Genomic DNA, 25,937 nt, shown 5'->3' with positions numbered 1-25,937 from the left:
CGGAAGCGGGGTATCGGTCGGGTAAATTCCGACAAAGCGGGCCAAATTGTTGTGAAGACGTATGCATACGGGTTGTTCGGTGCACCACGCAACTCCCTGACATGGCTGTAATGTCGATGGTGTGCAGCGACGAATTATGGGGATCGAGACCGAGTTCGGTGTGACATGCACCTTCCACGGTCACCGTCGACTGTCCCCCGACGAGGTGGCCCGGTATCTGTTCCGCCGGGTGGTGTCCTGGGGCCGTAGCTCGAACGTGTTCCTCCGCAACGGTGCTCGGCTCTACCTCGATGTCGGGTCCCATCCGGAGTACGCGACCGCGGAGTGCGACAACCTGGCGCAATTGGTGACCCACGACCGTGCGGGCGAGCGGGTCCTCGAAGAGTTGCTGATCGACGCCGAGCAGCGTCTGGCCGAAGAAGGCATCGGCGGCGACATCTATCTGTTCAAGAACAACACCGACTCCGCGGGCAACTCCTACGGTTGCCACGAGAACTTCCTGGTCGTTCGGGCAGGCGAGTTCTCCCGGATCTCGGACGTGCTGCTGCCGTTCCTGGTCACCCGCCAGCTGATCTGCGGCGCGGGCAAGGTGCTGCAGACACCGAAGGCCGCCACGTTCTGCCTGTCGCAGCGTGCCGAGCACATCTGGGAGGGCGTCTCCTCGGCGACCACCCGTTCACGGCCGATCATCAACACCCGCGACGAGCCGCATGCCGATGCGGAGAAGTACCGTCGCCTGCACGTGATCGTCGGCGACTCCAACATGTCCGAGACCACCACCATGCTGAAGGTCGGCACGGCCGCCTTGGTGCTGGAGATGATCGAGGCGGGCGTCTCGTTCCGCGACTTCGCGCTGGACAACCCGATCCGTGCGATCCGCGAGGTGAGCCACGACCTGACCGGGCGCCGTCCGGTGCGCCTGGCCGGCGGACGGCAGGCCAGTGCCCTGGACATCCAGCGCGAGTACTACGCCCGCGCCGTGGAGCATCTGCGCAACCGGGACCGGGATCCCCAGATCGACCAGGTGGTCGACCTGTGGGGCCGGACTCTGGACGCGGTCGAGGCACAGGACTTCGCGAAGGTCGACACCGAGATCGACTGGGTGATCAAGCGCAAGCTGTTCCAGCGCTACCAGGACCGGTACGGCATGGAGCTGTCCGATCCCAAGATCGCCCAGCTGGATCTGGCCTACCACGACATCAAGCGCGGACGCGGCGTCTTCGACTTGCTGCAGCGCAAGGGCCTGGCCAAGCGCGTCACCGAGGACGAGGCCGTGGACGCCGCGGTCGACACCCCACCGCAGACCACCAGGGCCAAGTTGCGCGGTGACTTCATCACCGCCGCGCAGGAGGCGGGCCGCGACTTCACCGTCGACTGGGTGCACCTGAAGCTGAACGACCAGGCGCAGCGCACCGTGCTGTGCAAGGACCCGTTCCGCTCGGTCGACGAGCGCGTCGATCGCCTGATCGCGTCGATGTGATCGTCGCGTTCTCCGTCACACCGCTCGGGACCGGCGCCGATGTCGGGCGCGCGGTCGCCGAAGCGGTCCGCGTGGTGCGTGCCAGCGGATTGCCCAACCGCACCGACGCCATGTTCACCACTCTCGAGGGCGAATGGGACGAGGTGATGGCCGTGGTGAAACAGGCGACCGACGCCATCCTCGCCGTAGCGCCGCGGTGCAGCCTGGTGCTGAAGGCCGACATCCGCCCCGGGGTGACGGATGCGATGACCACCAAGGTGGAGAAGGTCGAGCGCTACCTGGCCGAAGGCTGATCGGCGAAGCGGCCCGCGCAGCCGAACACGCCGCGACGAAGTCGCGGCCGGGACAACACAGCCCGGCCGCGCAGATTACCCTCTATCGGGTGGCGATATCCAAGGTCGAGCGGCTGATGAATCTGGTCATCGCGCTGCTGTCGACCCGGCAGTTCCTGACCGCGGAGCGGATCCGGGAGAGTGTGGCCGGATACGAGGACTCCGCCAGCGACGAAGCGTTCAGCCGGATGTTCGAGCGGGACAAGAACGAACTGCGCGATCTGGGCATTCCGCTGGAAGTGGGTCCGGTGAGCCGGTACTCGACGCTCGAGGGTTACCGGATCAACCGCGACGCCTACGAGCTACCCGAGATCGACCTGACCGATGAGGAGGCCGCCGCCGTCGCGGTCGCCGTGCAGATGTGGGAATCGCCCGAGTTGGCCGCCGCCGCGGAGGGCGCGCTGCTCAAACTGCGTGCGGCGGGTATCCACGTGGAGACCGACGCCGCGGTGGCGTCGGTGCCCGCCGTTCCGGCCCGCGCTCGCGGCTCGGAACCGGTGCTCGGCAAACTTCTCGCCGCGATCGATGCCGGTCAGGCGGTGCGGTTCGAACACCGCGGCGCGATCAACGCGCCCTATCTGATGCGCGACGTCGAGCCGTGGGGCGTCGTCACCCACCACGGCCGCTGGTACCTGGTCGGGCACGACCGGGACCGGGACGCCGTGCGCAGTTTCCGGCTCTCCCGCATCGGCGACGATGTCACCGCGTACGGCCCGCGCAACGCCGTGCGCAAGCCGCGGGGCGTCGATCTGCGCGCCATCGTCGACCAGGTCACCAGCAGCGGGCCGGTCAGCGGCGCGGCGACGGTGTGGGTGGCCGAGGGGCGGGGCCGGGAGATCCGCAGGCTCGGCCAGGTGACCGGCGAGCGCGTCGTGGGCGGCCGGGCGGGCGCCGTGGTCGAGCTTCCGGTGCGCTCGCGCGATTGGCTGGCCCGGCTGATCACCGGTTTGGGGCCCGACGCCGTGGTGCTCGCCCCCGAGTCCCTGCGTGCCGATGTCATCGCGCGGCTGCGTTCGGTGTTCGACCGCACGGAGGTGCGGGCATGAGTTCGCGGCTGTCGGTCCGGCTCTCCCGGCTGTTGAACATGATCCCGTACTTCATCGCCCACCCCGGGATCAGCGCCGCGGAGGCCGCCGCCGACCTCGGCGTGACCACCAAGCAGCTGATGAGCGACCTCAATCAGCTGTGGATGTGCGGGTTGCCCGGGTACGGCCCGGGTGACCTGATCGACCTGTCGTTCTCCGAGGAAAGCATCGAGGTCACCTTCTCCGCGGGCATCGATCGGCCGCTGCGGCTGACCTCCACCGAGGCGACCGCGCTGCTGGTCGCGCTGCGCTCGATCGTCGACATGCCCGGCATGGTGGACCCGACCGCGGCCCACGCGGCCATCGCGAAGATCGAATCGGCCATCGCGGGCGGCGTGGAACCGGCCGCGGACGGACGATTCCGCACACCGCCGCCGGAGGCGCCCGCGGTGGCCGCGGTGCGCTCGGCGCTGGCGCTGGGCCGGGTGCTGCGGCTGGTGTACTACTCCGCCAGCCGGGACGTGGTGTCCGAACGCATCGTGGATCCGATCCGCATCGTCCTGGTGGACGACAACAGTTATCTGCAAGCCTGGTGCAGGCAGGCCGAGGGCGTGCGGTTGTTCCGCTTCGACCGGATCGAGGCCGCGACCGAACTGGACGAGGCCGCTCGACCGCCCAAGCACGCCACCGAGGCGACGGCGGGCCTGGACCTGTTCCAGGACGACCCGGCGGTCCCGTTGGCACGCCTGCGGATTCACGCCGACTACGCGTGGGTCCTCGATCAGTACCCCATGCACCGGCTGGCGGTGCACCCCGACGGCAGCTTGGAGGCGACCATGCGGTTCGCCACGCTGGACTGGATGGCCCGGCTGCTGCTCGGTTTCGGGGCGGGCGTCACCGTCCTCGGTCCGCCGGAACTGGTGGCGGCAGTGCGCGAGCGGTCGAACGCCGCGCTGGCCGCCTATGAGGAAGCCGGATATCTGGAGGCCAGATGAGGGACGAAGAGGCCCAACCGGCATGAACGTTCGTGTGCTCGTGGTCGGCGCGGGCAGCATCGGCAACTTCGTCGGCGGCAAGCTCGGCGCGGCGGGCGCGGAGGTCACCCTGGTCGGCCGCAGGCGAGTGCTCGACGAGCTCGGCACTTCCGGACTCCGGCTCACCGACCTCGACGGCGGTGACGAGGCGCTGGCGCCGGACCGATTCCACCGCGCCACCGAACCGGATGACGTCGGCTCGGCGGACCTGGTGCTGGTCACGGTGAAATCGGCGGCGACCGCGGCGGCGGTGCGCGAACTCGCGGGCAAGATCAGGCCGGGCACCGTGGTGCTCAGCCTGCAGAACGGCATCGGCAACGATTCGGTGATCCGGGAGATCTTGCCGCACTGCGTGGTGTTGGCCGGCATGGTGATGTTCAATGTCGTGCACCATCCGGGCGGCCGGTTCCACCGCGGCACCGAGGGCGGTCTCGCGGTGCAGGACGATCCGGCGCTGGCGCCGTTCCTCGACCTGTTCGAGCGGGCGGGCCTCGGCCTGCGCCGCTATCCCGACCTGCGTCCGGTGCAGTGGGCCAAGCTGCTGCTCAACCTCAACAACCCGATCAACGCGCTGTCGGGCCGCCCGCTGCGCGAGGAGCTCGCCGACCGGGACTATCGCCGCTGTCTCGCGCTGACCCAGCGCGAGGCGCTCGCGGTGATGAACAAGGCGCGAATTCGCCCGGCCCGGCTGACCCCGCTGCCGCCCCGGGTGATGGCCACGCTGCTGACCGTCCCCGACGCCCTGTTCCGGCGGGTGGCCGGCCAGGTGCTGGCCATCGATCCGGTGGCGCGCTCGTCCATGGCGGACGACCTCGAGCTCGGCCGCACCACCGAGATCCCCTGGTTGTGCGGGGAAATCGTGGGGCTTGGCGCGATGGTCGGTGCGCCGACGCCGGTGAATCAGCGGCTGATCGAGCTGGTCGTCGCCGCCGAGCAGGGCGGTCGCCGCGTGTGGACCGGCCGGGAACTGCTCGGCCAGTTGCAGGACGCCGCGGCGGGCGCCGCGCCCCAACGCGGGGCGAACGAGCAGTGACGGCGGCGTTCGCGCACGTCACGGTCCGGTAGCATCGAGACATCACAGTCTTGGGAGGTAGATCATGGGCAGTCTGAGCATCTGGCACTGGCTGATCATTGCGGTGGTCTTCGTGATGTTCTTCGGCGCGAAGCGGATGCCCGACGCGGCCCGCAGCTTGGGCCGGTCGTTGCGCATCTTCAAGAGCGAGGTCAGTCAGATGCAGAACGAGAGCAACGCGCCCGGCAACGGCGCGTCGGCTCAGCAGCCCGCACCGCAGTTGCCCGCCGCGCAGCAGTCGACGCCGTCGCAGGCCACGGAGTCCCGTACCGAGCAGAAGCCGGTCTGAGCGGATCCGCTCGCGCCGGAGTGAGCAAGAGCTCACTCCGGACTCAGTGCTGTTGCCGAGCTGAGCCAGGCACGTGAACCCAGGGGCGATCACCAACCATGCGAATCCCGTTCGATCCGCGGCGCAGTAAGCGCAGGACCAATCCCGACGGCACGATGTCGTTGGTCGAGCATCTGCAGGAGTTGCGTTACCGGTTGCTGGTGTCGATCGCGGCGGTGATCGCCACGACTGTCCTGGGCTTTCTGTGGTACGCGCACGGGTTCCTGGGGATCGAGAGCCTCGGTGAGATCCTGCGCGGACCGTATTGCTCGCTGCCCGCGTCGGCGCGTGCGTCGTTGAGCCCGGACGGGGAGTGCCGTCTGCTGGCCACCGCGCCGTTCGAGCAGTTCACCTTGCGATTGAAGGTCGGCATGACCGCGGGCGTGGTGCTCGCGGCGCCGATCTGGCTGTACCAGATGTGGGCGTTCATCACGCCGGGCTTGTACGCGAAGGAACGCAAGTACGCGATCGGGTTCGTCTCCTCGGGCACGGTACTGTTCGCCGCGGGGGCGGTGCTGGCCTATGTGGTGATCGCGCACGCATTGAGTTTCTTGCTCACCATCGGCGACAACGTGCAGATCACGGCGTTGAGCGGGTCGCAGTATTTCGGGTTCATCATCCAGTTGCTGATCATCTTCGGCGTCAGTTTCGAGACGCCGTTGCTGATCATCGGGTTGAACCTGGTCGGTGTGCTGACCTATCAGCGCCTCAAGGCGTGGCGGCGGGGGATCACCTTCGGCCTGTTCGTGTTCGCCGCGATCGTGACGCCGCAGGACCCCTTCTCGATGCTGGCCCTGGCCTTGGCGTTGACGGTGTTGTTCGAGGTGGCGATCCAGTTCTCCCGGGTCAACGACCTGCGCCGGGCGCGTAAGGAGCGCGAGGGCTGGGGTGCGTTGTCCGACGAGGAAGCCTCCGAACTGGGCGAGCCGGAGCCGATCGATCCGGCCGAGTCGATCACCACGCCCGCGGAGAAATCCGCACGACCGGTGTCGGACTACTCCGATACGCTCTGACGAGTGACAGATGACCGGTCGCAGACGGGCGAGTTGGACGCGTTTTCCACCGAACTGAAGTTCCGGCTGGATCCGTTTCAGCGCGATGCCTGTGCGGCGCTCGAAGAAGGCCACAGCGTCCTGGTCTGCGCACCCACGGGCGCGGGCAAGACGGTCGTGGGCGAGTTCGCCGTCCACTTGGCGCTGGTGGCGGGTGGCAAGTGTTTCTACACCACGCCCATCAAGGCGCTGTCGAACCAGAAGTTCGCCGACCTCACCGAACGCCACGGCCGCGACAACGTCGGCCTGCTGACCGGCGATCAGTCGATCAATCCGGACGCCCCGGTGGTCGTGATGACCACCGAGGTGCTGCGCAATATGCTCTACGCCTCCTCGGACGCCCTGCGCGGACTGTCCTACGTCGTGATGGACGAGGTGCACTACCTCGCCGACCGATTCCGCGGCGCCGTCTGGGAGGAGGTCATCCTGCACCTGCCTCCGGATGTGCGCCTGGTCAGCCTGTCGGCCACGGTGAGCAACGCCGAGGAGTTCGGCGCCTGGATGGAGACGGTGCGCGGCGACACCGCCGTCGTGGTCGACGAGACCAGGCCCGTGCCGCTGTGGCAGCACGTGATGGTGGGTCGGCGGATGTTCGACCTGTTCGACACGAAATCCACCGACCAGAAGGTGCTCGTCGACGAGGACCTGGTGCGGTTCATCCGCCAGCGCGAGGCCGCCGACCGGATGAACAGCTGGGGCGCCCCGCGCAACGGCCGCGGCGGCCCGCGCCGGGATTTTCGTCCGCTGCCGCGGCCGGAGGTGCTGGCCAAACTGGACGACGAGGGCCTGCTGCCCGCGATCACGTTCATCTTCAGCCGGGCCGGATGCGACGGCGCGCTCGCGCAGTGCCTGCGGTCGCGGCTGGACCTGAGCCGTCCGGAAGAGCGCGACGAGATCGACGCGATCATCGAGAAGCACACCGGCGACCTGCCCAAGGCCGATCTGGAGGTGCTCGGCTACTGGGAGTGGTGTGAGGCGCTGCACCGCGGCATCGCCGCGCATCACGCCGGGATGCTGCCCGCGTTCCGGCACACCGTCGAGGAGTTGTTCGTCAACGGGCTGGTGCGTGCCGTCTTCGCCACCGAGACGCTGGCGCTCGGGATCAACATGCCGGCCCGTACCGTCGTGCTGGAACGGCTGGTGAAGTTCAACGGCGAATCGCACGCGGAACTCACACCCGGGGAATACACCCAGTTGACCGGGCGTGCCGGGCGGCGCGGGATCGACGTCGAAGGCCACGCGGTGGTGCTGTGGCAGCCCGAGGTGGACACCAGCGCGGTCGCCGGTCTGGCCTCCACGCGCACCTATCCGCTGCGCAGTTCGTTCCGGCCGGGCTACAACATGTCGATCAATCTCATCGATCGGATGGGCGCCGACGAATCGCGCGCCCTGCTGGAGCGATCCTTCGCCCAGTTCCAGGCGGACCGGTCGGTGGTCGGGCTGGTGCGCGGCATCGAGCGCAACGAGGGGGCGCTGCGCAAGCTGCGCGATCAGCTCGGCGGCGCGGAAGGCGGTTTCCTGGACTACCTCTCGCTGCGCGAGCGGATCAAGCAGCGGGAGCGGCAGCTGGCCCAGCAGAGTCGCGCCGACCGGCGCGGCGCCGCGGTGGACGCGCTCGGCGCCCTGCGGCGCGGCGACGTCGTGGCCATTCCCTCCGGCCGCCGCGCCGGGCTGGCGGTGATCCTGGAGCCGGACGCGACGCCGGGTGATCCCAGGCCGCTGGTGCTGACCGAGGACAAGTGGGCTGGACGGGTGTCGGTCGCCGATTTCCCGGTGCCCGCCGAAGCGCTCGGGCACATGCGGCTGCCGCGCCGGGTGGATCATCGGACTGCCCGCACCCGCCGTGATCTGGCTTCCGCGCTGCGCAGCACCGGGATCTCCGTACCCGGCAGGCCACGGCGCGGCAGGCAGTCCGCTGCGGCCGACGACCGGGAACTGGCGACGTTGCGGCGCAGCATGCGCGCGCACCCGGCGCACTCCCGGCCCGACCGCGAGCAACTGGCCCGGGTGGGCGAACGCTACAACCGGCTGCTGCGGGAGACGGAATCGATGCGCCAGAAGGTTGCCGCCACCACCAATTCGCTCGCGCGCACCTTCGATCGGATCCTCGGCCTGCTGGAGGAACGCGGTTTCGTGCACGAGAGCGAGGTGACCGCGGACGGACGCAGGCTGGCCCGCATCTACGCGGAGAGCGATTTGCTGGTCGCCGAATGCCTCCGGAAGGGTCTGTGGCGCGGACTCGGTCCCGCCGAGCTGGCCGGCGTGGTGTCGATCCTGGTCTACGAATCCCGCCAGGAGGGTGGGTATCTCGGCGCGAGCGGACCGACGGCGCCGATCCGCCGGGCGGTGGGCGCGACCATCGGCGTCTGGTCGGAGCTGCGCACCGACGAAGCGCGGCACAAACTGCCGCCGACCAGGGAACCCGATCTGGGTTTCGTCGACGGCGTCTACAAGTGGGCGCGCGGCGACGGGTTGGCCGAGTCGTTGCTCGCCAGCGGTGACGCGGGCGCACCACTGTCGGCCGGCGACTTCGTGCGCTGGTGCAGGCAGGTGATCGACCTGCTCGACCAGATCCACGGCACCGCCGACGATCCCGAGGTCGCCGCCACCGCGGCCAAAGCGGTGCGGGCGATCCGGCGGGGTGTCGTGGCGGTGGACGCCGCCTGAGCGGTGTGCGCTGCGGGGCGCGCTGCGGCGGCAATATCAACACGGCGGATTCGATTGTGATTTGATTTCTTTCGCGTACCGACCGTGGCGGAGTAGTCGTGTCATGCGACGAGGCCCACGCGGGGGGCTACCGTGTGTACAACGATGCGAGTGGAGGCAAGCAGATGAGCGGCCCGTACGGACCGAACGACCCCGGGGAGGGACGCAACGATCCCACCCAGCAGTGGGGTGGACAGCAGGCGCCGGGCGGAGCCGGTCCCACGCAGCAGTGGAGCGGTCAGCCGCAGACCCCGGCCTCGGCCCAGCCGACCCAGCACTGGGGTGAGCAGCAACCGCAGCAGCAGTGGGGGCAACCCCAGCAGCAGTGGGGCCAGCAACCGCAGCAGCCTCAGCAGCCGCAATGGGGCCAGCAGCCCGCGCAGGGGCAGCCGCAGTGGGGTCAGCCGCAGCAGCAGGACTGGGGCCAGCAGGGTCAGCAGCCGCAATGGGGTCAGCAGCAGCCGCAGCCGCAGTGGGGCGCTCCCGGCCAGCCGCCGCAGCAGGGCGGCAAAGGCAAAGGCCTGATCATCGGTCTGTCGCTGCTCGGCGTCGCGGTGGTCGGCGCGATCGTCGCGCTCGTGCTCGTGCTGACCGCCAAGGACCAGCTGGACCAGGCCGCGGTGCAGGACGGCGTGAAGAAAGTACTGTCGGATTCCTACGGCATCCAGGACATCAGCGATGTCTCCTGCCCGTCCGGCCAGGAAGTCAAGGTCGACGCCACCTTCGAATGCAGTGTGAAGGTCAGCGGCGAGGCCAAGAAGGTGACCATCAAGATCACCAAGGACGACGGCACCTACGAGGTCGGTCGCCCGAGCTAGCGTGTCGCGCGGCGACGTCGTCGCCACTGTTCGGGTGACGGCCCCATCGAGGTACGCGATGGGGCCGTCGGCTTCCGAGGTCAGGTGGTGCGGGCGCCGAGTGCGGTGATCAGACGCGTGACCGGGCTTTCCGCGTTGTAGGCCGCGGCGAGGGCGCGCAGGCGATCCGGATCGACCGGTTCGGTGGGGAGGACATCGCTGCGGGACAGGGCCACCTCGGCGTCGCAGACCACTCGCACGACCGGCGCGGCGGCCTTCAGATAGTCCCCGGCGGCGCGCAACCGGGCGCGCACGCCTTGGGCCAAGTCGGCGTCTGGATCCCCGACGGCCGCGACCAGGGCCTCCAAGGAGCCGAAACGGGAGATCAGGGCGGCAGCGGACTTCTCACCGATGCCGGCCACTCCGGGCAGGCCGTCGGAGGCGTCGCCGCGCAGCGTCGCCATATCGGCATAGGCCGGGCCCGCGTTCTCCAGCGGCACCCCGTACTTCGCCGACACCTCCGCCGGGCCGAACAGTTCCGCCTTGGCCAGGCCCCGCCCGGCGTAGAACACTCGCACCGGGGGTGCGGGCTCGTCGCGCACCAGCTGCAACAGATCGCGGTCGCCGCTGACCACGACGACCTCGTCGGCGCGTTCCCGGGTCGCCAAGGTGCCCAGCACGTCGTCGGCCTCCAGGCCCTCCGCGCCGCCGGTCGCGATCCCCGCTGCCTCTAGCACTTCCAGGATCATCTCCACCTGCGGGGTGAGCGTGTCGGGCACGCTTTCCGCGCCGGGCGCGGCCTCCGGTGAGCTGTCCAACCGGTGTGCCTTGTACGACGGCACCAGATCGACCCGATAGGCGGGCCGCCAGTCCAAGTCCAGGCACACCACCAGCCTGCCCGGCGCGAACTTGGTGATCAGCGACGCCACCATGTCGGTGAACCCACGCAGCGCGTTCACCGACCGGCCGTCGGGCGCGGTGATCTTGTCGGGGATGGCGTGGAAGGCGCGGAACCACAGACTGGCTCCGTCCAACAGCAGCAGGGGCCCACCGGAAGCAGAGGTCACGGGCTGAGGCTACTCGTTCGCACCGACACCGCCTCGGCGAAGTCGGGCCATCATCCCGCACGCGGGACGGGTAACGTCGGACGAATGAGCTCGCATACGGATTCGAGGTTCGCGGCGGACGTCTACGGTGCACGGCTGGAGCGAGCGGTGGAGCTGATGCGGGCTGCCCACCTCGACGCTCTGCTCATCACGCCCGGGCCGGACCTGCGCTATCTGATCGGATCGGCGGCCGAGTCGTTCGAGCGACTGACCTGCCTGGTGATCCCGGCGGACGGCGCGACGCCGTCGGTAGTGATCCCGAAACTGGAGCTGGCGTCGCTGGAATCCTCCGCGGCGGGTGAATTGGGCCTGCAAGTTCTGGACTGGGTCGACGGCACCAACCCGTACGCCTTGGTGAAGTCCGCGCTGCACGTCGGCTCCCGGGTCGCGGTGGCCGACGTGATGCCCGCGCTGCATCTGCTGCCGCTGGCCGAATCCTTCACCGGCCTGCCGGTGTCGGCCACCCCCGTCCTGCGCGAACTGCGCATGATCAAGGACCCGGCCGAAGTGGACGCGCTGCGCCGGGCAGGCGCGGCGATCGACCGGGTGCACGCGCGGATGGGCGAGTTCTTGCAGGTGGGACGCACCGAGGCGGAGGTGGGCCGCGACATCGAGGCCGCCATCGTGGCCGAGGGGCACACCGAGGCGGCGTTCGTCATCGTCGGCAGCGGCCCGCACGGCGCGGACCCGCACCACGGCGTGTCCGAGCGCCGGATCGAAGCCGGGGACGTGGTGGTCGTCGACATCGGCGGACCGGTCGAGCCCGGCTATTACTCCGACTCCACCCGGACCTACGTCCTGGGCGAGCCCGATCCGGAGGTGGCCGCCCGGTACGCCGAACTGGAGAGCGCCCAGGCCGCGGCGGTCGCGGCCGTGCGTCCGGGCGTCACCGCGGCCGCGGTCGACGCCGCGGCGCGAAACCCTCTGACGGACGCGGGTTTAGGCCCCGCGTTCGTGCACCGCACCGGCCACGGCATCGGCCTGTCGGTGCACGAGGAGCCCTACATCGTCGCGGGCAACGACCTCGTCCTGCAGCCCGGCATGGCCTTCAGCGTGGAGCCCGGGATCTACTTCCGCGGCGAGTGGGGTGCGCGCATCGAGGACATCGTGGTCGTCACCGATGACGGCGGCGAAGCCCTGAACAAGCGGCCGCACGGTCTCACGGTCTTGTGATCGACGGCTGACCCGCGGGGAAGGCCCTACGCACCGGCGCCGTTGCCTCCTGCTTCGCCGTCGGCGGCCGGCGCGACCAGAGTGCTGCTGGACAAGACGCGCCGCACCTGGATGGCGATCACCACGCGCGTCGGGTTCTCCCGCGGCACACGATAGCGACCGGCGTACCGCTCGACCGCCTCCGCGACGTCGTCCGGGGCGTCGAGCACGGCCGCCGGGCCCTCCAGGGTGATCCAGCGGATCCCGTCGACCTGGCTGACCGCCGCGTATCCGGAGCGGCGCACGTTGCGCACCTTCACCGATCCGTCGTTGGTGATCACGCGCGCGATCCCGGCCTCTTGGTCCCAGGTGAACCCCACCGCAACGACATGCGGCGTACCGTCCGCCCGCAACGTCGTCAGCGTGGCGAGGTGCCGTTCGGCGACGAACTCCAGGGCGGCGGGCGACAACTCAGCAGTACTCGTCGGCATGCCCCGACCGTAGCCCCCGGCGTCCGTCCGCGCCGCAGCAGCCCGACCCTGCTACCGAGCACACGCCCGGGTGCGCGATGGCAGGCCGCGCCCAGGGCAATGAAAGACTTGGGCGCATGGGAACGCGTGGATTGGCCGAGGGCACCGTCCTGCTGCTGGGCGGCCGCAGCGAGATCGGGCTCGAAGTGGCGCGACGGCTGGCGCCTGGCCGCGTGGTGGTTCTGGCGGCCAGGCGCAGCGGTGACTTGGAGGCGCAGCGTGCGGAGGTCGCGGCGGCGGGCGCGAGCGAGGTGCACACTGTCGAATTCGAGGCCGACGACCTGGGGAGTCATCCCGCCCTGCTGGAGAAGGTCGAGGCGGAGCACGGTCCGATCGGCATCGCGGTGCTGGCGTTCGGCGTGCTGGGCGACCAGGGGCGTGCCGAGCGGGATCCCGAACACGCGGCGGCGATCCTGCACACCGACTTCGTCGCCCAAGCGAGTGTTCTGACGACGTTGTCGAGCCTGCTGCGCGCGCGAGGCGCGGGACAGATCGTCGTGTTCAGCTCGGTCGCGGGCGTGCGCGTGCGGCGCGCCAACTACGTCTACGGATCGGCGAAAGCGGGACTGGACGGGTTCGCCTCCGGTCTCGCGGATGCCTTGCACGGCACCGGAGTCCGGTTGCTGCTGGTCCGTCCCGGTTTCGTGATCGGCCGGATGACCGAGGGGATGTCTCCGGCGCCGTTCTCCAGTACTCCGGAGCAGGTCGCCGACGCCGTGGTCAAGGGTTTGCGCCGCGGCGCGAGCCGGATCTGGGTGCCCCGCGTACTGCGGCCGGTGTTCTTCGCGATGCGCCTGCTGCCGCAACCGATCTGGCGCCGGATGCCCCGGTGAGCGCTACTCCCGCGTCGTGGGCCGGCGCGCCGATCGCCGTGGTCGGAATCGGCGCCGACGGCTGGGACGGCCTCGGTCGCGTCGCACGGGACGCGATCGGCGACGCCGAGATCCTGTTCGGTTCCCCGCGCCAGCTCGCGCTCGTACCGCCCACCGTGGCCGCGCGGCGGGTGACGTGGCCGTCGCCGTTGCTGCCCGCGCTGCCCGGGCTGTTCGAACAGTACGGCGGGGCCAGGTTGTGTGTGCTGGCCAGCGGCGATCCGATGTTCTACGGAATCGGCGTCACCCTGGCGCGGCTGCTGGGCCCACCGGCGCTGCGGGTGCTGCCGCAACCGTCTTCCGCATCCCTGGCCTGCGCTCGGCTCGGGTGGTCGCTGGCCGAGACCCCGGTGGTCAGCGTGGTGGGGCGACCGCTGACGACGGTGCTGCCCGAGTTGGCCGAGCGCCGACGCTTGCTGGTGCTCAGCGCCGACGAGCACACGCCACGGGATCTCGCGGACCTGCTGGGCCGCCACGGTTTCGGCGATTCCGAACTGACGGTCCTCGAGCAACTCGGCGGTCGCGCCGAACGGCACCGCGCCGGAATCGCGAAGCAATGGGCGCATCCGCCGGGCGACCCACTGAACATCGTGGCGATCACCTGCTCGGCCGAGCCGGGCGGGCCACGCGCCACGCGCCTGCCCGGCCTGCCCGACGAACTGTTCGGCGGCGACGGCCAGCTCACCAAACACGAGGTCCGCGCATTGACGCTGGCGGCGCTGGCGCCGGCGCCCGGGGATTTGCTGTGGGACGTGGGCGGCGGTTCGGGCAGTATCGCCATCGAATGGTGCCGGGCGCATCCGGCCAACCGGGCCGTCACGTTCGAGCGGCTCGAGCGCAGGCGGCGGCAGATCGCCGACAATGCGGCGGCGCTGGGCGTGCCGCACATCTCGGTGCGTGGCGAGGTGTGCGCCGAACTCGCCGCCGATCCCGAAATCGCGTTGCCCGACGCGATTTTCGTCGGTGGAGGCCTGACCCAGGAAGGCGTACTCGAGACATGCTGGGCGCAGTTGCGTCAGGGCGGCAGGCTCGTCGCGAACGCGGTGACCGCCGAGTCGGAATCGCTGCTGCTCAGCTGGTCGAGCGCCCAGGGTGGGAGGTTGCGGAAGTTCCAGATCTATCGCGGGGAGCCCCTGGGCGCCTTCACCGCGTGGCGTCCGCAGCTTCCGGTGACGCAGTGGTCGGTGGTGAAACCGGTGCCGGCGTTCCCCGCGGAGGGGTGAACATGTTATCGGTCACACGGTAGGGTCGGGGCCGAGTTCCGATCATGATCGGAAATCCGATTCCTGTTGGGGAGATAGATGAGATACAAGAAGTTCGCCGCTACCGCATTGCTGGCCGTCGCCGCCACCGGAGTCACCGCCGGTACCTCCTACGCCGCTCCGACGCCGCCCGCGGCGCAGGACCAGTCCGCGCCGGCGCCCACCGTCACGGGCGCCGATCAGGGCGTCGGCTACGCGCTGCAACTCGCCGATGCGGGTAAGTCGGTCGTCACCAGCGTGACCGGGGGCGCGTTCAGCGTCGACACCGACAACCAGGCGGTCACCCTGAAGAACTCCGCGGGCGAGACCGTCACCACCGTTCCGCTCACCGCGACCGCCAAGGGCCAGGAGGTCCGGATCGCCGCGGCCGTCGCCGACGAGGGCAGGCAGCTGACGCTGACGCCACAGGTCGCCCCGACCGCGAACGCGCCGGTCGCGGCCGAGTTCATCGGCGCGCAGGAATGGTTCTTCGCCGAGTTGCAGCGCGCCTCCCTCGGCGCCCTGGTCGGCGGTCTGATCGGCGCTGCCATCGGCATCGTCTTCTTCGGTGTCGGCATCCTGCCGGGCGCGGTGCTCGGCGCGCTGATCGGTCTTGCCGTCGCGGGCGGGCCGTCGCTGCTGAACGCGGGCATCGCCTACTTCAGCGGCCAGCCCTGAGGATTCTGATTCTGGGCGGCACCCGGGAAGCGCGGGAGCTGGCCCACATCGCTTCCGGCGAGCGGGGATTCGAGATCGTCTCCTCGCTCGCCGGTCGCGTGCGTGCGCCCTTGCTGCCCGAGGGCACGGTCCGCATCGGCGGCTTCGGCGGCTCGGAGGGGCTGCGGACGTGGCTGGCGGCCAACGACGTGGCCGCGATCGTCGACGCCACCCATCCGTTCGCGGCGGCCATCAGTGCGAACGCCGCCGCGGCCGCTCGTATTTCGGATGTCCCCCTGGTGCACCTGCGGCGTCCCGGGTGGGTGGAGCGAACGGGGGACCGCTGGGTCCGAGTCCCTGATCTCCCTACCGCCGCAGCGGAAACGGCCGCCCTCGGCGAGCGAGTCTTCCTGACCATCGGCAGACAAGGCGTCGACGCGTTCGCCGGACCAGACCGGCAATGGTTCTTGATCCGGTCCATCGACCCGCCGGAAGGCTCCCTGCCGCCGCGACGCGAATTGCTCCTCGCGCGTGGCCCTTTCACCCTCGAGGACGAAGTCCGACTGCTCGCCGGGCATCGGATCGATGTGCTCGTCACGAAGGACAGCGGCGGCGATCAGACCGAAGCCAAACTCGCCGCGGCCCGCGCGGCGGGAATCCCGGTCGTCGTCGTGGACCGTCCGCCGTTACCCGCGGGCGCACCGATCGTGGAATCACCGGAGCAGGCGCTGAACTGGTTGCGCGACATGAGGACTCGGCGCGGCTGAGCCATGGGCGCGGTCAGTCGCCGAGAAGTTCCGGCAGCTGGTCGAACCACTCCAGCACCGCCCGCTCGTAGCGGATTCCGAAATCCAAGGTTGCGCGGGCGAATGTGGGCATTTCCCGCGGATCTTCGGCGAGATACCGGGTGAGTCGCGCCTGATGGATCTCCCGGTTGGCCGCGATGATGCCGTCGAGCCGATCGCGATCGAGATGCTTGCCGAAGGAGAGCGTGAGCAGCAACGGCACCCGGATGGTCTCCCCGCCGGGATCGCGGGCGACCCATTCCAGGAACGCTTCCCGCCCTGTGTCGGTGATGTGATACGGCGTGCGCTCCCTGGCTCCGGTCTCGCCTTTCTCGACGAGTCCCGCCGCGTCCATCGTGGCGAGTTCCCGGTAGACCTGGCTCTGCGTGATCGTCCAGAAGTCGCCGATGCGATCCTGGGCCTCGGTCACCAGATCCCACCCCGACATCGGGCCTTCGTGCAGAAATCCGAGCAACGACGCCGCCGTCGAATTCAGTGGCTTGCGCTTGGTCGCGGTGTTGGTCAACGGCTGCTCCCTTCGCTCTCAACATTCCATAGTGGAATGTTACCGGAACGGGGCGGGTCAGGCGTCGCCGGCCAGCTTGTCGAGCCGGGCGAGCACCTGCGCCATTCCCTGCTCCAGCCGTGCCTGTCCCTGTTCGAGCTGTGCCTGGCCGCGGGCCAGCGCTGCCTGGCCTTCTTCGAGACGGACCTGTCCTTGTTCGAGCACGGTGACCCTGCGGTTGAGTTCGCCCACATTCTCGCGCAGGTCTCCGACGTCGCGGCGGAGCTCGCCGATGGTGTCGCCGACCTTCTCCGCGCGCCGGTCGAGCCGGCCGATGCCGTCGAGCGCCTTCCTGGTCAGCGCCGCCAGTTCGTTGAGGACCTCGCCCTGCTCGTCGAGTGCCTGTTCGCTCGCGGTGGCCCTGGCCTCCAGGGCTCGGGCGCGCAGCGTCAGCTCCGACAGTGTCGCGGCCAAGGTCCCTCCGATCTCCGGTGCGTCAGGCGATCTTACGCGCCGTCGGCGGCGGCGTCGCCCGCGCGACCGTAGCGGCGGGAGGTGAAGACGCGAGTACCCGCGCCGGTCTCGAGCGCGGTGGTGGTGGACGCGCCGATGATCAGCAGGGTGCGCATGTCCACCTCGCCGGGGTCGAGATCACCCAGCGGCACCACCCGCACCGACTCGTTCGGCCCGCCGACGTCGCGCCCGACGACGACGGGCGTGTCCGGCTTGCGATGTTCCAGCAGCAGGTCGCGCATCGCGCCGACCTGCCAGGTGCGTTGCGAGGAGGCCGGGTTGTAGACCGCGATCGCCATGTCGGCCGCCGCGACGGCGGAAAGGCGCTGCGCCACCACCTCCCACGGCTTGAGCCGGTCGGAGAGCGAGATCATCGCGTAGTCGTGCCCGAGCGGCGCGCCCACCCGGCTGGCCACCGCGTTGGCGGCGGTGAGGCCGGGCAGCACCCGCACCGGCACCCCGCGCCACTGCGGGTCGGCGGATTCCTCCAGCACCGCCGCCGCCATCGCGAAGACGCCGGGATCGCCCGAGGAGACGACCGCGACGCGCGCACCCCGTTTGGCCAGATCCAGGGCCATGGCCGCGCGCTCGGACTCGACGCGGTTGTCGCTGGCATGGCGACGCTGGCCCTGGCGTTCGGGCACCCGATGCAGATAGGTGGTGTACCCGACCAGATCGGTGGCGTCCGCCAGTGCCACGCGCACCTCGTCGGTGGTCCATTCCGGTGCGCCGGGACCCAGTCCCACCACCACGACCTCGCCGACGCGCTCGGCCGCCTCCGCGTGGCCCGGGCGCAGCTCCGGCTCCGCATCGAGGCGGGGCAGCGGCGTGGTGGGCTCGGGGCCGGGCACGAGAGTGATGGCGAAGTACGGCACCTCCGCGTCGTCCACCGCGCCGGCATGCAGTACGCGCTGCTCGGTGGTACTCGCGCGCTCGACATAGTAGGCGCCCGCGAGGCGACCGGAATCCGAAAGCGCCTGACGCACACCGGGATAGGTGCGTCCCAGCTTCATGATCGCGGCCGCGTCGGTGGTGCGCAGCCGCCGGGTGAGCTCGTCGACCGGCATGGTGCCCGGCAGCACGGTCAGCACTTGCTCCCCTTCCACCAGCGGCGTGCCCAGGGCCGCCGAGGCCGCGCTCACGGAGGTGATGCCGGGGATGATCTCGGCGTCGAACCGGTCGGCCAGCCGCCGGTGCATGTGCATGTACGAGCTGTAGAACAGCGGGTCGCCCGCGGCGAGCAGCGCGACCGAGCGCCCCGCGGCGAGGTGGCCGGCCAGCCGTTCGGCGGCCTGTTCGTAGAACTCATCGATCGCGCCTTGGTAGCCACCGGGGTGATCGGTGGTCTCGGTGGTCACCGGGTAGACGAGATGCTCCTCCACCTGGCCGGGACGCATATACGGCGCGGCGATGCGGCGGGAGATGCTGCGGCCGTGCCGCGCGCTGTGGAACGCGACGACGTCGGCCGCGCCGATCACCCTGGCCGCTTTGACCGTCACCAATTCGGGATCGCCCGGTCCCAGCCCGACCCCCCACAATTTGCCCGGAATACTCATTCCTCTTCGCTCGCAATCGCGTTCAACGCCGACGCGGTGATGGCGCTGCCGCCGCGCCTGCCGCGCACCGTGAGGTATTCGACGCCGCCGAAATCGATCAGCGCGTCCTTCGATTCGGCCGCGCCCACGAATCCCACCGGGATGCCGAGCACGGCGGCGGGCCGGGGTGCTCCCGCGTCGAGGAGGTCGAGCAGATGGAACAGCGCCGTCGGCGCGTTGCCGATCGCGACGACCGCGCCGTCGAGCCGGTCGCGCCACAGTTCGAGCGCGGCGGCGGAGCGGGTCGTTCCCTTGGCCGCGGCCAATTCCGGCACCCGGGGATCGGCGAGAGTGCACACGACCGCGTTGTCCGCGGGCAGCCGTTTCCGGGTGACGCCCGAGGCGACCATGGTCGCGTCGCAGAGGATCGGAGCGCCCGCGCGCAGCGCCGCTCGCGCCGCGGCGACGACGCCGGGGGAGAAGGCGATGTCCGCGGCGAGATCCACCTGACCGCAGCCGTGGATCATCCGCACCACGACCTGCGCCACGTCCGGCGGGAATCCGCTCAGATCGGCTTCGGCGCGGATGGTCGCGAACGAGCGACGGTAGATCTCGGCCCCGTCGGTCAGGTAGCTGGCACGTACGTCGGACATGCGGTCAACCATATGGGTGCGGGTCCGCACAGAGCGGTCCGGGTCGAGCGGCGCGCAGCGCGGGCCGGGCCGCGCGGATCAGGTGCGTGGACGCTCGAGAATCCGGGACATGACGATGGCGCTGCGGGTGCGCCCGACCCGCGCGTTCTCCCGGATCCGCTCCACGGTCACCTCGATCTCGGCCATGTCGGTGGCCATCACGTGCACCAGCGCGTCGGCCTCGCCCGCGATCGTCCACACGCCGACCACTTGCGGGATCGGTTCGAGGCTGCGTTTGAGTTCGGCCGGGGAGATGTTGTCGCGGTAATACACCTCGACGTACGCCTCCGTCTTCCAGCCCAGCGCCGCGGGATTGACCAGCGCGGTGAAGCCGGTGATCTGCTTGGCCGCCACCAGCCGGTCGACCCGCCTTTTCACGGCGGGCGCCGACAATCCCACCGCGCCGCCGATTTCCTGGAAGGAAGCGCGCGCATTCTTCAGCAGTTGCTCGAGAATGCGCCTGTCGAGGTCGTCCACGTCACACCTTCCGGGCTCTTTGCGCAACGATCTGCCGATTTCAGCATGCTATTTGCAATGAATCGCCATTTCTCCCGCAATGCTAGGCGACTTACTGTCGTGGCAGCCAAGTTCGCGCTCACGCCAGGGAGTTCCGTTGACGTCTGTAGCCACCCTCCCCGTCGAATCCGCCGTCCGCCGCTGGTCGCCGCGCCGGTTCGTGATGTGCCGTCCCGATCACTTCGACGTCACGTACGCCATCAATCCCTGGATGAATCCCGCCGAGCCGGTCGACCGCTCGCTGGCCCTAGCGCAATGGGAGACGCTGCGCGCCACCTACGCCGAACACGGGCACACCGTGGAGGTGGTGCCCGGCGTCGCGGGTCTGCCCGACATGGTGTTCGCCGCGAACGGCGGGCTGATCGTCGGTGACCGCGCCATGTCGGCCCGCTTCACGCACGCCGAGCGCGCCGCGGAAGGCCCGGCCTACCACGCGTGGTTCGCCCGTTACGGACTGGCGAATCTGGTGGCGGCCGCGGAATACAACGAGGGCGAAGGTGACTTCCTTCTGGTCGGCGACCGGCTCCTGGCCGGAACCGGGTTCCGCAGTTCGCTCGCCGCACACGACGAGGTGTCGCGCCACTTCGGTCTGCCCGTGGTGTCTCTGGAGCTGGTCGATCCGCGCTTCTATCACCTCGACACCGTGCTGCTCCCGCTGGACGACGAGACCATCGCCTACTACCCGCCCGCGTTCGGTCCGGCGGCGCGCGCGGCGCTCGCCGAGCTCTATCCCGACGCGATCGTGGCCACCGACGCCGACGCGGCGGTGCTCGGGTTGAACGGCGTCTGCGACGGCTACCACGTCTTCCTCAGCAGCGCGGCCACCGACTTGAGCGACGCGCTGCGCGCCCGTGGCTATCACCCGGTCGGAATCGAGATGTCCGAGCTGCTCAAGGCCGGGGGCTCGGTCAAATGCTGCACCCTCGAGATCCACGGCGGGACGGCGCGCGACGGTCAGTCGACGCGGTAGCCCTCGTCCGTCGCGACGACGTCGGTGACCTCGCCGCGAGGGCGGCCACAGCGGCGATCACATCCGGACCAGTGCTGACGCCCGGCCACCGCGACATCCGTCGCGGGCAACGGCTGCGGAATGTTCCCCGGATCGGCCCGCCCCGGCAGCACCCGCCCGCTGTCGACGGCGTCGGCGGCATCGGCCCGGACGTCGGTGTGCGACTTCGCGCAGCCTGGCTGCCCGGCGCACGCGCTGACCAGCAGCCACGGCGAGTCGGCGTCGAAGATCAAGCCCATCGGAGCGAGCACGCGCACCACTTGTTCGGCGACCCACTCCGCCAGGTCGGTGAGCACCAGGCTGCGCCACGGCGTGACGAAGACCGGTCGCTCGACCGCGGCGAGGAACTCGGCGGTGCGGGCGGACAGGGAGCCGAGGCGTACACCGGCGCCGAGGCCGACCAATCCGTTGTCCTGCTCGAGCCAGCCGATCGGGATGCTCGGCGCGGCGTCGAATTCGAGCCGTCCGGCGCTGGGGGACAAGCCGAGGCGATCGATGACGCGTTCGGCACCGTCGGCGATCTCGTGCAACCGCCAGCGGCCGGCGTCGTCGCCGCGCAGGGCAAGGAATTCGTGCGCGGCCGCGAGTACGACGTCGACCGCGTCGGCGGCGGCGAGCCGCAGACCGCTGTCTCGGCCCGCCAGCAGGAGCGCGAACTCGTCCCCGCCGACCGCGTGCACCCCGATATCGGGACCCAGCCCGCTGACGTCGCCGCGTCCGTCATCGAGGGTGAACAGCACCCGGCCGGGCAGACCGGCCAGCCGCGGCGCCGCCAGCAGACCGCCGTCCAGCGCGGAAACCAGCGGGTGCACGTCGGCCAAGCCGCCGATCCGGCCCGACAGCGGCGAGGCGATGATGTTGCGTACCCGTTCGTGCGTGCCGCTCGGCAGCAGGCCCGCGGCGGCGAGCCGGTCGGTCAGCGCCCCGGCGTCGCGCACCCCGCGCAACTGGACGTTGCCCCGCGAGGTGAGCTCGATGGCGCCGTCCGCCAGGTCTCGGGCGGCCTCGGCCAGGGTCTGCACCTGGGCGGGCTCCAGGCGACCGCCGGGCACGCGGATACGGGCCAGCGGTCCGTCGGCCGCCTCGTGCAACCGCAGCACACCCGGGCAGGAATCAGGAGCACCTCGCGTCATAACGACTCCAGCCTACGGACGCGCGGGCGTGCGCGGCGAACGGCCGGTCACTCCCCGATCGAACGCACCCAATCGATGACGGCGGCTCGATATTCAGCGGTGTTGCGGGCGAGATTGACCGAATGCCCGCTGCCGGGCAGCACGTAGGTGCGCAGTCGCGCCGCCGGGCCGAAAAACGGCGCCTCGGCGGCGCGCAGCGTCTCGGCGTCCGCGCAGACCGCGTAATCCGGGCCGCAGGAGAGCCGGTCCCGGCTGCCGTTGACGACCATGACCGGGACATCGATGAAGTTGGTCATCGGCGGAAGGGTCGACGTCAGGCCGTCCGGATACTCCGTCGGCGAGAAGACTTCCTTGGTCGCTTCGTCCACCGCGAGCACTGCGGGGTCGGCCGTCTCGGGTGCGAAGAAACTGGCGGCACGGGTACCGGGCCGCGTCGTCAGATACCCGGGATCGTAGTCACGACCGGCGAATCGGGCGTCCTCGGCGGCTTGGTGGTAGGTCGAGATGACGCCGAGGACTTCGGACACGTTGAGGGCGTGCGAGAACCCGGTCAGCAGGATGCCGTCGACATCCTGGTACGTGGTCGCCTCCAGGACATCGATGCCCGAGCTGAGTGAATGGCCGCCCGTGACGACCTTGCCGAACGGGGGCGCGCCCGCCAGCCCCCGGCGCAGGGCCTGGACGATCTCGTGCAGGGCGCGGGCGGAGACGGTCGCGGTGACCTGCGTACTCGGCGGGCGGGTGCTCGCACCGTTGCCCAGCCGATCGATCACCAGCGTGGCCACGCCCGCGGCGTTCATGGCGCGCCGGAAACTGTAGGTCTCCGGGGCGTATGGGAAATCCCAGTAGGTGTGGTTGTAGTTGGAACCCGCGATCAGCACCATGACGGTGCCGGTGGCGTGCGCCGCGGGAGTGCACAAGGAACCGGCCATTTCCCCGAGCGGGACGGGAATGGATACCGGTGTACAGCGGCCCGGCGCCGCGTCGTCGGCGTGAGCCGGATTCGGTGTCAGGCAGAGAAGTATCGCCGCCGCGGACGCGACGATCGACCGTAGCGAGGTTCGCACGCGACGCAGGCTATGCGCGAACATCGTGGTGTGCAATACGTGTCGCCGATGAAGGCATAGGATTGCCGAACCGGTGCGGCAGCAGAGGATTTCGATTCGGTGATCTCGTGCTGGAGAAACGGCACCGTCGTCGCCATCGTCTCGGGGTCGATCGGGCAGGCGGCCTTCATCGTGCGGGCGTAGAGCTTTTTCTTGGCCGAATGCCTCCCGAGCGGGGCCGATCGCGCGTTCGATTGTCCGGCGAACGGCGATACCGCGCACAATGTCTCCTGGCTATCGCATAGTTGATGCCGCACGCGTGCACCCGGCCGCACCCGATGTCGCTTCGGGAGAGCGGATGTCCGGGACGACGCGGTCGACGAGGAGCGCGGGAACATGGGTGCCACACGACCAGGGGCGGATACGCGAGCGGTGCATTTCGTCGGAAGTTTTCCGGCCGAGAGCACGGATGTCGCGATGCGCGCCATGCTGGACAGCGCTGGGGCGCGACTGCGCACCTTGCCGACCGGGGAGACCCGGCGCTACGAGTTCTACATCCAGCCGATCATCGAAGATCTGGTCGCCCAAGGCGTCCTGGCGGTGAAGAAACCCGGGACATGGCGCTCGAGCCGGGAGCGGACGATCCATCGGGTCGCGCGCGGCGTCGAACTGCCCGCCGACACGATGGATCTCGGCTACCTCGGTGAGGCCGAGGAGGCGTTGCCGATCTTCCGCGAGCTGCGCGCGAAACGCGAACTACCCGAACTCGCACTCCAGATCGGCATGCCGACCGACTTCACACTGACCTTCATCGCCATGGGAGCCGCCGGCCTGTGGCGGCATCGCCCGGCCTTCCGTGCGGCCACCGTCCGTGACATCGCGGCGATTCGCGAACTGGCCGGTGACGACGTTGTGGTGCAGCTCGAGGCCACTGCGGAACTGGTGCTCATGGCCAGGGCACAGCCGTTGCACCGGCTGGTCGATCGGGCGCTGGGACTCGGCGAGGGAATCGCCGCGCTGGCCGCGGCCGCGCCCGAGGGAACTCGTTTCGGAGTGCACCTGTGCCTGGGCAGTTTGCGCAACAAAGCCCGGGGCAGGTTGCGTAATGCCCGGCCGCTGGTAGACCTGGCCAATTCCGTCGCCCGGCAATGGCCGCACGGGCGCGTTCTGCAATTCGTGCACGGCCCGTTCGCGGCGGGCGATGTACCGCCGTCGGCGGAGTCCGAATTCTATGCCCCGCTGGCGGATTTGACTTTGGACGAGGGTACCGATTTCTATGCCGGGTTGGTGCACGACGTCCCCACCGTGGCGCAGCAGGCGGAGACGTTGCGGGCCATCGAGAACGCGCTGGGCCGCCCGGTCGACGGAGTCGCCTGCGCCTGTGGTCTCGGGCGTCGTCGTCGCCCGGTGGCGGATGAACTCATGGCGCGAGCCCGGGCGCTCGCAGCCGGCGACTGAGTCCGCTTGCGGGAAGCCGATTTTTCCCATCCTGATCAAGAGCGCGCGGGGAGGTACGGTGTCCGGCATGGAGCGAGCACCCCGCGGCGTCGATCCGAACCTGCCGAATTCCGCTCGGGTATACGACTACTTGCTCGGCGGCAAGGACAACTACGAGGTGGACCGGGCGGTCGCGCATCGGATGCTGGCGATCGCCCCGGATACCCGTACGTTGGCGTGGTTCAGCCGCCAGTTCCTCGTGCGTGCGGTCCAGTCGGCGGCGGAGGCGGGGGTCCGGCAGTTCATCGACCTCGGCGCGGGTATCCCGACCTCGCCGAACGTGCACGAAGTCGCGCGCAAGACCGATCCCTCGGCGCGAGTGGTCTACGTCGATTTCGACCCGGTCGTCTACGCGCACTGCAATGCGCTGCTGGCGAATTCGGCGGGCGTGACGGCGCTGCAAGGAGACGTTCGCCGTCCGGAAGAGATCCTCGATCGGCTGCGGAGCGAGGGCCTGATCGACTTCGGTGAACCGGTGGCGATCACGCTTGTCGGGGTGCTGCACTTCGTGATGGACGACGAACGCCCGGCCGAGATCGTCGCTCGGCTGCGCGAAGCCATGGCGCCGGGAAGTTATCTGGCATTCACGCACGGCGGCGACAACAGCAATTCCGAATTCATCACCCGGTCGTCGTCGGACACCGCCAACTCCTCGGCTCAGGTGGTCTATCGCTCTCCGGCCGTGGTCGAGTCGTTCTTCGATGGCTTCGAGATGCTCGATCCCGGTGTGGTTCCGCTGCAACAATGGCTCGGCGACGATCTGCCGGACACCGGTTTGGTGCTGTTGGGCGGGGTGGTCCGCAAACCTTCGGACGTGCCCGCCGACTAAGGTCGGCGTATGTCCGAAATCTCCGCGCTCGCAGACCGGCTCGCCATCATCGACGTGATCACCAAAATGTTCGTGTACACCGATCAGAAGCGGTGGGAAGAATTGTCGGCCGAGGTCTTCACGCCGACGGTGGATTTCGACGGCGGATTCGGCGGGCCGGTCGGGGAACGCGCCGCGACCGACATCATCGCCGATTGGCGCACCGGTCTCGCCGACCTCGACGGGGTGCATCACCAGTCGGGCAACCATCTCATCGATCTGGACGGCGACGCGGCACGCGTGCACGCGGACGCCATCGCGGTGCACGTCAAGAACGCCGCCACCGAAGGCAAAACCCGGACCTTCGTCGGCAGCTACTCCCTCGGCGTCGAACGCAGGGGGAACGGGTGGCGGGTCAACCGATTCCACTACCACCTCAAAGTGATCGACGGGAACGCGGATCTGGTCTAGGTACGGACCGCTCGCGTACCTGTGCGGGCTGCCGGCGGGCGTT

General features: G+C 69.6%; 27 protein-coding genes. 18 read left to right on the top strand and 9 right to left on the bottom strand.

Features of this window, described 5'->3' with window-relative positions; genetic code table 11:
- Positions 1–121: 121 nt before the first annotated feature.
- The 9 genes from pafA to ACWEKR_RS13810 all read left to right on the top strand — a co-directional run bounded on the left by pafA (position 122) and on the right by ACWEKR_RS13810 (position 9,847).
- Positions 122–1,480 carry a Pup--protein ligase gene (gene pafA / locus ACWEKR_RS13850; protein WP_174186519.1) on the top strand — a complete coding sequence of 453 codons (1,359 nt, stop codon included), beginning with the start codon at positions 122–124 and terminating at the stop codon, positions 1,478–1,480.
- Positions 1,477–1,773: an MTH1187 family thiamine-binding protein gene (locus ACWEKR_RS13845; protein ID WP_195090402.1), complete on the top strand. Its 297-nt coding sequence runs from the start codon at positions 1,477–1,479 to the stop codon at positions 1,771–1,773. The genes pafA and ACWEKR_RS13845 overlap by 4 nt, the downstream gene beginning before the upstream one ends.
- 89 nt (positions 1,774–1,862) lie before the next feature.
- Positions 1,863–2,858, top strand: a complete 996-nt coding sequence (locus tag ACWEKR_RS13840) for a helix-turn-helix transcriptional regulator (RefSeq protein ID WP_452354763.1) — start codon at positions 1,863–1,865, stop codon at positions 2,856–2,858.
- Positions 2,855–3,832, top strand: coding sequence for a helix-turn-helix transcriptional regulator (locus ACWEKR_RS13835; protein ID WP_452354762.1), 978 nt, complete (start codon positions 2,855–2,857; stop codon positions 3,830–3,832). Before ACWEKR_RS13840 ends, ACWEKR_RS13835 begins: the two co-directional genes overlap by 4 nt.
- 22 nt (positions 3,833–3,854) lie before the next feature.
- Positions 3,855–4,904 (top strand): 2-dehydropantoate 2-reductase, encoded by a 1,050-nt coding sequence (locus tag ACWEKR_RS13830; RefSeq protein ID WP_452354761.1) that lies wholly within the window; start codon positions 3,855–3,857, stop codon positions 4,902–4,904.
- Positions 4,905–4,968: 64 nt separating this feature from the next.
- Positions 4,969–5,232: a Sec-independent protein translocase subunit TatA gene (gene tatA / locus ACWEKR_RS13825; protein WP_195090409.1), complete on the top strand. Its 264-nt coding sequence runs from the start codon at positions 4,969–4,971 to the stop codon at positions 5,230–5,232.
- 98 nt (positions 5,233–5,330) lie between these two features.
- Positions 5,331–6,284: a twin-arginine translocase subunit TatC gene (gene tatC, locus ACWEKR_RS13820; RefSeq protein WP_452354760.1), complete on the top strand. Its 954-nt coding sequence runs from the start codon at positions 5,331–5,333 to the stop codon at positions 6,282–6,284.
- A 3-nt stretch (positions 6,285–6,287) separates the two neighbouring features.
- A complete protein-coding gene (locus tag ACWEKR_RS13815; RefSeq protein ID WP_452354759.1) occupies positions 6,288–8,990 on the top strand; it encodes a DEAD/DEAH box helicase in 2,703 nt (900 codons plus the stop codon).
- Between the two features lie 164 nt (positions 8,991–9,154).
- Positions 9,155–9,847: a DUF4333 domain-containing protein gene (locus ACWEKR_RS13810; protein WP_452354758.1), complete on the top strand. Its 693-nt coding sequence runs from the start codon at positions 9,155–9,157 to the stop codon at positions 9,845–9,847.
- Positions 9,848–9,927: 80 nt separating this feature from the next.
- Here the strand turns inward: ACWEKR_RS13810 and ACWEKR_RS13805 are convergent, their stop codons facing one another.
- The gene (locus tag ACWEKR_RS13805; protein ID WP_452354757.1) at positions 9,928–10,893 is read right to left on the bottom strand and encodes a 5'-3' exonuclease; all 966 of its coding nucleotides are present in this window, start codon (positions 10,891–10,893) and stop codon (positions 9,928–9,930) included.
- Between the two features lie 84 nt (positions 10,894–10,977).
- Here ACWEKR_RS13805 and ACWEKR_RS13800 point away from each other — a divergent pair, with 84 nt between their 5' ends.
- Positions 10,978–12,105, top strand: coding sequence for a M24 family metallopeptidase (locus ACWEKR_RS13800; protein WP_195090418.1), 1,128 nt, complete (start codon positions 10,978–10,980; stop codon positions 12,103–12,105).
- 26 nt (positions 12,106–12,131) lie between these two features.
- Here ACWEKR_RS13800 and ACWEKR_RS13795 read toward each other — a convergent pair whose 3' ends face one another.
- Positions 12,132–12,575 carry a PPOX class F420-dependent oxidoreductase gene (locus ACWEKR_RS13795; RefSeq protein WP_452354756.1) on the bottom strand — a complete coding sequence of 148 codons (444 nt, stop codon included), beginning with the start codon at positions 12,573–12,575 and terminating at the stop codon, positions 12,132–12,134.
- Positions 12,576–12,691: 116 nt separating this feature from the next.
- Between ACWEKR_RS13795 and ACWEKR_RS13790 the strand changes: the two genes are divergently transcribed.
- The 4 genes from ACWEKR_RS13790 to ACWEKR_RS13775 all read left to right on the top strand — a co-directional run bounded on the left by ACWEKR_RS13790 (position 12,692) and on the right by ACWEKR_RS13775 (position 16,151).
- The gene (locus tag ACWEKR_RS13790) at positions 12,692–13,447 is read left to right on the top strand and encodes an SDR family NAD(P)-dependent oxidoreductase (RefSeq protein WP_452354755.1); all 756 of its coding nucleotides are present in this window, start codon (positions 12,692–12,694) and stop codon (positions 13,445–13,447) included.
- Positions 13,444–14,709, top strand: a complete 1,266-nt coding sequence (gene cbiE, locus ACWEKR_RS13785) for a precorrin-6y C5,15-methyltransferase (decarboxylating) subunit CbiE (RefSeq protein WP_452354754.1) — start codon at positions 13,444–13,446, stop codon at positions 14,707–14,709. Before ACWEKR_RS13790 ends, cbiE begins: the two co-directional genes overlap by 4 nt.
- 78 nt (positions 14,710–14,787) lie before the next feature.
- Complete coding sequence (locus ACWEKR_RS13780) at positions 14,788–15,405, top strand: hypothetical protein (RefSeq protein ID WP_452354753.1); 618 nt, start codon at positions 14,788–14,790, stop codon at positions 15,403–15,405.
- 2 nt (positions 15,406–15,407) lie between these two features.
- Positions 15,408–16,151, top strand: coding sequence for a cobalt-precorrin-6A reductase (locus tag ACWEKR_RS13775; protein ID WP_452354914.1), 744 nt, complete (start codon positions 15,408–15,410; stop codon positions 16,149–16,151).
- A 13-nt stretch (positions 16,152–16,164) separates the two neighbouring features.
- Here ACWEKR_RS13775 and ACWEKR_RS13770 read toward each other — a convergent pair whose 3' ends face one another.
- The 5 genes from ACWEKR_RS13770 to ACWEKR_RS13750 all read right to left on the bottom strand — a co-directional run bounded on the left by ACWEKR_RS13770 (position 16,165) and on the right by ACWEKR_RS13750 (position 19,891).
- Complete coding sequence (locus ACWEKR_RS13770) at positions 16,165–16,695, bottom strand: PadR family transcriptional regulator (RefSeq protein ID WP_452354752.1); 531 nt, start codon at positions 16,693–16,695, stop codon at positions 16,165–16,167.
- Between the two features lie 57 nt (positions 16,696–16,752).
- Positions 16,753–17,148, bottom strand: coding sequence for a hypothetical protein (locus ACWEKR_RS13765; protein WP_452354751.1), 396 nt, complete (start codon positions 17,146–17,148; stop codon positions 16,753–16,755).
- A 32-nt stretch (positions 17,149–17,180) separates the two neighbouring features.
- A complete protein-coding gene (locus ACWEKR_RS13760) occupies positions 17,181–18,743 on the bottom strand; it encodes a precorrin-2 C(20)-methyltransferase (RefSeq protein WP_452354750.1) in 1,563 nt (520 codons plus the stop codon).
- Complete coding sequence (locus ACWEKR_RS13755; protein WP_452354749.1) at positions 18,740–19,375, bottom strand: precorrin-8X methylmutase; 636 nt, start codon at positions 19,373–19,375, stop codon at positions 18,740–18,742. The genes ACWEKR_RS13760 and ACWEKR_RS13755 overlap by 4 nt, the downstream gene beginning before the upstream one ends.
- 78 nt (positions 19,376–19,453) lie before the next feature.
- Positions 19,454–19,891, bottom strand: coding sequence for an Lrp/AsnC family transcriptional regulator (locus tag ACWEKR_RS13750; protein WP_159844188.1), 438 nt, complete (start codon positions 19,889–19,891; stop codon positions 19,454–19,456).
- Between the two features lie 136 nt (positions 19,892–20,027).
- On the opposite strand from ACWEKR_RS13750, the gene ddaH reads away from it, so the two are divergent.
- A complete protein-coding gene (gene ddaH / locus ACWEKR_RS13745) occupies positions 20,028–20,900 on the top strand; it encodes a dimethylargininase (protein WP_452354748.1) in 873 nt (290 codons plus the stop codon).
- Here the strand turns inward: ddaH and cobG are convergent.
- Positions 20,885–22,072, bottom strand: a complete 1,188-nt coding sequence (cobG, locus tag ACWEKR_RS13740) for a precorrin-3B synthase (RefSeq protein WP_452354747.1) — start codon at positions 22,070–22,072, stop codon at positions 20,885–20,887. The genes ddaH and cobG overlap by 16 nt on opposite strands.
- Positions 22,073–22,119: 47 nt before the next feature.
- Positions 22,120–23,139: an alpha/beta hydrolase gene (locus ACWEKR_RS13735; RefSeq protein WP_452354746.1), complete on the bottom strand. Its 1,020-nt coding sequence runs from the start codon at positions 23,137–23,139 to the stop codon at positions 22,120–22,122.
- 375 nt (positions 23,140–23,514) lie between these two features.
- Here ACWEKR_RS13735 and ACWEKR_RS13730 point away from each other — a divergent pair, with 375 nt between their 5' ends.
- From ACWEKR_RS13730 to ACWEKR_RS13720, 3 genes are all read left to right on the top strand, one after another.
- A complete protein-coding gene (locus tag ACWEKR_RS13730; RefSeq protein ID WP_452354745.1) occupies positions 23,515–24,576 on the top strand; it encodes a hypothetical protein in 1,062 nt (353 codons plus the stop codon).
- A 67-nt stretch (positions 24,577–24,643) separates the two neighbouring features.
- On the top strand, positions 24,644–25,444 hold the full coding sequence (locus ACWEKR_RS13725; protein WP_452354744.1) for an SAM-dependent methyltransferase: 801 nt from the start codon (positions 24,644–24,646) through the stop codon (positions 25,442–25,444).
- 9 nt (positions 25,445–25,453) lie between these two features.
- Entirely contained in the window at positions 25,454–25,894 is a 441-nt protein-coding gene (locus ACWEKR_RS13720) for a nuclear transport factor 2 family protein (protein WP_452354743.1), read from the top strand.
- Positions 25,895–25,937: the final 43 nt, after the last annotated feature.

It is taken from the genome of Nocardia sp. NPDC004573, from assembly GCF_053602135.1.
The sequence above is the reverse complement of the archived record's forward strand: the minus strand, read 5'-3'. Positions and strand labels throughout refer to the sequence as shown.